Here is a 5162-nt window from a genome sequence, read left to right as displayed (position 1 = left end):
TCGCCCGGCACACCGGTACGCTGACCGACGCGTTCGACGCCGCCGTGAGCGGGGGAGCGGCGGACGGGTCTCCCCGGGCCACAGCCGCGGGGCCGCCGGCCGGGGACCTGATCGAGGCCCTGCACGCCGTCGCACCGCACCTGTCCGCCGTCCAGCGTTTCAGCGTCGTCGAAGGACTGCGCACCCTGTCGCCCGGTGCCCCGGACGGCCGGCCCCGGCGCGGGACGGCCGCCTCCGCGCTCACACTGCTCCGGCAACTGGGCGCGGTGCTCGTCCGCGCCGATCTCGACCGGGCTCTGGACGCCGCCCACCTCGGCGCGGACCCCTGGAGCGCCGCGCCCGCCGTGCTCCGGGAGGCGTTCGGTGTACGGGCGGATGCGGCGGTCGTCGAGGAATCAGCCTCCTGGCGTGCCGAGTTGACCGAGGCGGTACGGACGCCCGACGCGCTGGCGCGGTTCCGGGGACGCGATGTCGCCGCCGGTGCCAGGCCCCGGCGTGCCACCGGTGCGGAAGGTGCCCGGCGCGCCCCTGCCGCGACCGAGTCCCGAGAACTGCTCCCGGCGCTCGTCGAGGCGTACCCGAAGGCCGCGCCCGACGTGCGCGGGCGACTCGTCGACTGGATGACCGAGCTCCAGCCGATCGACGCACCCGCCTGGATTATCGCCGGGACCAGGGCGGCGGACACGGCTTCCGGCGCCTCGTCGCGACCGATGCGGGCGGACGACCTCGACCAGCCCCGGTCGGCCGCCCAGCGGACCCGGCTGCTGGCCATGCTGGACGCGGAGCGGCCGGAGCGCCGGACCGCCGCCGCGCGGGCCCTGCTCGACTGGCCCGAACCGGGGGTGTCGCGTGCAGTGCTGCGGGCGTATCTGCGCGGCCGGGTCGACGTGCTCCCCGCCACCGCCACCCTGGATCTCCTCGCCCACCCGGATGACCCCGCCGGGGCACACCCCGACGCCCACCCCGGAGAGGGCGACGGCCGACATCCCGCCGTCGTGGAACTGACCTCCCGCGGGGTGCTGCCCGAGCGGGCGCTGTGCTGGGCGGCGCGGCTGCCCGAGGACGACCTGCCGCTGCTCGTCCCGCTGATCGTCGGGTGGTGGGAACACGGTTCGCCCGCTGTGCACGAGGCGGCCCGCACCACGCTGCACGGCGTACCCGCCGACGTCCTCGCCCACGTTCTCGCGCCGCGCGTCGAAGCGGGCGACCTCGGGCTGCTCGACCTGCTGACCGGCGTGCGGTTGCTCCGGACCCCCGCGCTGACCAGGGCCGAGCGTCGGCTGCGTACCGAAGGCCGCGATGCCCTGGCCGACGCGCTCGTCCTCGTCGACGGCCCCTTGCGCGCGCCCGGGGCGGAACACGAGGACGCTGCCGCGCTCGACGCCCTGCGCACCCCGTTCCGGAATCCGGCGGGCGCCCCGGCGGGCCGTCCGTCGCTGCCGGAACTGCTCGACCTCGCCCGCACGGGAACACCCGAGCAGACCCGCCAGGCCCTCGCCCGCCTCGTCGAGGAGCACGCTCCCGCGCCCGGAGCCGGTCCGGCTCCGGAACTGCACCCGCTGGTCGAGGAGCTGCTGCGTCACCCGCGCGCCGGGGTACGCCTGCACGCACACCGGACGTCGCGCGCCCTGTTCGACCGGGACACCCATGCCCGGCTCACCGCGCTCCTGCTGTCCGATCCGCTGCCGGACGTGGTGCGCATGGCTGCGCGGACGCTCGGCCGCGCAGCCTGGGAGCCCGCGCTGCCCGACCTCGTCCGGCTCCTCGACCACGCGAAGCCGGTGGTCCGGAGCGCCGCCAGGGACGCGCTCGCCCGCTTCGGAGGCACGGCGGTCCCGGTCCTGCGCCGGGCCGCGGCCCACGCCCGGCCCGACCGGCGGCCGCTCTACACGGACGTGCTCGCCGAGATCTCCGGTGCGGGGGGCTGACGGGGCAGGGGCAGGCGAGCACCGCCCGAGGGTGTGCGGTCAGTCCCCGGCCCCCCGGGACGCCGCTGCGGCGACCTGGTGCAGCGTCCGTCCCGTACGGGCGGACCGGGCGTGGTACGGGTCGGGGGAGCCGGGCCTGTCGCGAACGGCGAGGCGGTCGTTGGCCTTGATCAGCAGCCACGCCTCGTGGCCGCCGCTGTCCGGCTCGTCGCCCTTCTGGACGCGGGTCAGCGCGAACTCGCCGTGCAGCTTCGACCCGTACAGCCAGAACGTCGCATGGCCGAGCGCCAGGGACTCGGAGAAGGGGACGGATCCGCCCTGCCCGTCGTGTCCGAGCGGCCGGTAGGTGCCCTGGTCCCAGACGATGACCGTGCCGCTGCCGGACTCGCCCCGGGGAATGACTCCTTCGAACTCGCGGTACTCCAGGGCGTGATCCTCCGTCGGCACGGCGAGCCGGCGGTCGCTGGGGTTCTCCGAGGGCCCGCGCGGCACCGCCCAGGACTTCAGTACGCCGTCGACCTCCAGCCGGAAATCGAAGTGCAGGCGCCGCGCGTCATGGATCTGCACGACGAAGTGGGGCCGCGGTGTGCCGTTGTTCTCCACGTCGTGCTCCTTTCGTGGCCCCGGCCCGTCTCGCCGGTCCGTGTCTCCACTCTGCGGCTGCCCGGGACGACTCGCACGATGAGCCCACCGCCTTCAGGCGCATATGCCTCTGGGGTATGCCGTTCCCTCTCCGGTCCGGACCAGGTTATTGACGGCTCCTGTGGCGCTCTCTTAAATCAAGTATTGAAATATGCGCCAGAGGTGATCGCCCCAACCGTTCACCTCTCGGTGTCGACCTGTCATGCACATGCCCCCCACGCGAAGTGATGTGATGACCGTGCACCCCACGCACTCCACGGCGCGCAGCGTCTCCCGGCGCCGCCGCGTCGCTCTCTACGCGGCCTCGCTGCTCTGCTGTTCCGCCATCCTGACCGCGCTCCCCGGCGGAGCGTCCGCCGCGCCCGCCGCCGGCTCCCCGGCTCCCGGGCCCGGGGCGCGGGCCGTCGCCTTCGAGGACCAGTTCGACGGACCGGCCGGCGCCGCCGTGGACGGCGGCAAGTGGCAGATCGAGACCGGCGACAACGTCAACAACCACGAGCGGCAGTTCTACACCCCGGGCAACGACAACGCCGCGCTCGACGGCCGGGGCAACCTCGTGATCACCGCCCGGAAGGAGAACCCGGGCAACTACCAGTGCTGGTACGGGACCTGCGAGTACACCTCGTCCCGGCTCAACACCTCTGGCAAGTTCGCCGCCGCCTACGGTCACGTCGAGGCGCGCATCAAGATCCCGCGCGGCCAGGGCATCTGGCCCGCGTTCTGGATGCTGGGCGACGACATCGGCAACGTCGGCTGGCCGAACAGCGGTGAGATCGACGTGATGGAGAACGTCGGCTTCGAACCGGGCACCGTCCACGGCACCCTGCACGGTCCCGGCTACTCCGGCTCGGGTGGCATCGGCGCCGCGTACACGCTGCCCGACGGGCAGGCGTTCGCCGACGACTTCCACACCTTCGCCGTCGACTGGGCGCCCGACGCCATCACCTGGTCCGTCGACGGCCAGCTCTTCCAGCGGCGCACCCCGGCCGATCTGGGCGGCAACCAGTGGGTGTTCAACAAGCCCTTCTTCCTCATCCTGAACCTCGCGGTCGGCGGCTACTGGCCCGGCGACCCCGACGGCAGCACGCGGTTCCCCCAGCAGATGGTCATCGACTACGTCCGCGTGACGACCGGCGACTGATCACCGGCCCGCCCCGGGGCGGCCCCGAAACGTGGACGGCGGCAGAGGTGCTCCTGCCGCCGTCCACCCCCGACCCGAGAGCGGAATAGCATGATCCTCATGGAAAAGCGCACACTCGGCAGGACCGGCCGTGACGTCTCGGTCGTCGGACAGGGCACCTGGCAGCTCGGGGGCGACTGGGGCGAGGTCGCGGAGGACGACGCGTTCGGGATTCTCGACGCGGCCGTCGAATCCGGCGTCACCTTCTTCGACACCGCGGACGTGTACGGGGACGGCCGCAGCGAACAGCTCATCGGCCGCTACCTCAAGAACCGCCCCGACGCCCACGTCCTCGTCGCCACCAAGATGGGCCGCCGCGCGGACCAGGTCGAGGAGAACTACGTCCTGGACAACTTCCGTACCTGGAACGACCGTTCCCGCGCGAACCTCGGGACCGACACACTCGACCTCGTACAACTGCACTGCCCGCCCAGCGGCGTCTACTCCTCCGACGCCGTCTACGACGCCCTGGACACCCTGGTCGCCGAGCAGCGGATCGCCGCCTACGCGGTGAGCGTCGAGACCTGCGCCGAGGCGCTGACCGCCATCGCGCGCCCCGGCGTCGCGAGCGTGCAGATCATCCTCAACCCGTTCCGCCTCAAGCCGCTGGACGAGGTCCTCCCGGCGGCGGCAGCGGCGGGCGTCGGCGTCATCGCCCGGGTGCCGCTCGCCTCCGGCCTGCTCTCCGGCAAGTACACCAAGGACACCGTCTTCGGGCCCGAGGACCACCGTACGTACAACCGGCACGGCGAGGCGTTCGACCAGGGCGAGACGTTCTCCGGCATCGACTACGCGACCGGCGTCGCCGCGGCCGCCGAGTTCGCCGAGCTGGCTCCCGAGGGCGCCACCCCCGCGCAGACCGCGCTGCGCTGGATCATCCAGCAGCCGGGCGTGACCAGCGTGATTCCCGGCGCGCGCTCGGTGGAGCAGGCCCGCGCCAACGCGGCGGCGGCCGCCCTGCCGCCGCTGCCGCAGTCCACGCTGGACGCGGTGCGGGACCTGTACGACCGGTCGATCCGCGCGGAGGTCCACGACCGCTGGTGACGGCGTTGCGGACCGGAGCGGGCGGGACTCAGTCGTCCCGCTCGTCCTCGTCCTGCGGGCCGCCGTCCTGCTCGCCCTGCTGGTCCGGCTGCTGCCCGCCGCCCTCGCGGACGTCCTGCGAAGGGCCCGAGGACGGACTCTGATCGGGCGTTCCGGCGGAGCTGGAGTCCGGGGAGAAAAGGATCATTCCGAGATACACGGCGGCCAGGAACGTCGCCGTGCCCGCGATGACGCTGGCCACCCTGGGCCTCCGTCGTATCGCCTCACGGGTACTGCGACGACGGGCCGGAGCCGATCGGGTCGGCGCCTGCCGTCTTCGCCCCGTGGGCCCCGGGAGCCGGTACGTGGTCTGTCTCTTATACACATCT

4 protein-coding genes and 1 pseudogene are annotated in these 5162 nt (G+C 73.3%); 3 read left to right on the top strand and 2 right to left on the bottom strand.

From position 1 onward, the window contains the following. The coding region (locus CR470_RS35545; RefSeq protein WP_143663952.1) for a HEAT repeat domain-containing protein at positions 1 to 1928 on the top strand (1928 nt) is incomplete at its 5' end. A 39-nt stretch (positions 1929 to 1967) separates the two neighbouring features. Here CR470_RS35545 and CR470_RS35540 read toward each other — a convergent pair. Further along, positions 1968 to 2531: a DNA polymerase ligase N-terminal domain-containing protein gene (locus tag CR470_RS35540; protein ID WP_097871676.1), complete on the bottom strand. Its 564-nt coding sequence runs from the start codon at positions 2529 to 2531 to the stop codon at positions 1968 to 1970. 271 nt (positions 2532 to 2802) lie between these two features. Here CR470_RS35540 and CR470_RS35535 point away from each other — a divergent pair, with 271 nt between their 5' ends. Together CR470_RS35535 and CR470_RS35530 are read left to right on the top strand one after the other, a co-directional pair. Beyond that, positions 2803 to 3711, top strand: coding sequence for a glycoside hydrolase family 16 protein (locus tag CR470_RS35535; RefSeq protein ID WP_097871675.1), 909 nt, complete (start codon positions 2803 to 2805; stop codon positions 3709 to 3711). Between the two features lie 90 nt (positions 3712 to 3801). Then, positions 3802 to 4794, top strand: a complete 993-nt coding sequence (locus CR470_RS35530; protein WP_097871672.1) for an aldo/keto reductase — start codon at positions 3802 to 3804, stop codon at positions 4792 to 4794. A 28-nt stretch (positions 4795 to 4822) separates the two neighbouring features. On the opposite strand, the pseudogene CR470_RS35525 reads toward CR470_RS35530, so the two are convergent. Then, positions 4823 to 5162 (bottom strand): annotated as a pseudogene (locus CR470_RS35525) (serine/threonine protein kinase); the annotation flags it as partial.

This window comes from Streptomyces sp. rh34 (genome assembly GCF_002551245.1).
GTDB lineage: Bacteria > Actinomycetota > Actinomycetes > Streptomycetales > Streptomycetaceae > Streptomyces.
This window is presented reverse-complemented; position numbering and strand designations above follow the sequence as displayed.

Bases quoted from the DNA above. Each gene is read 5' to 3' on its own strand.
- CR470_RS35530 (WP_097871672.1), top strand. From the start codon at position 3,802: ATGATCCTCATGGAAAAGCGCACACTCGGCAGGACCGGCCGTGACGTC.
- CR470_RS35535 (WP_097871675.1), top strand. From the start codon at position 2,803: ATGACCGTGCACCCCACGCACTCCACGGCGCGCAGCGTCTCCCGGCGC.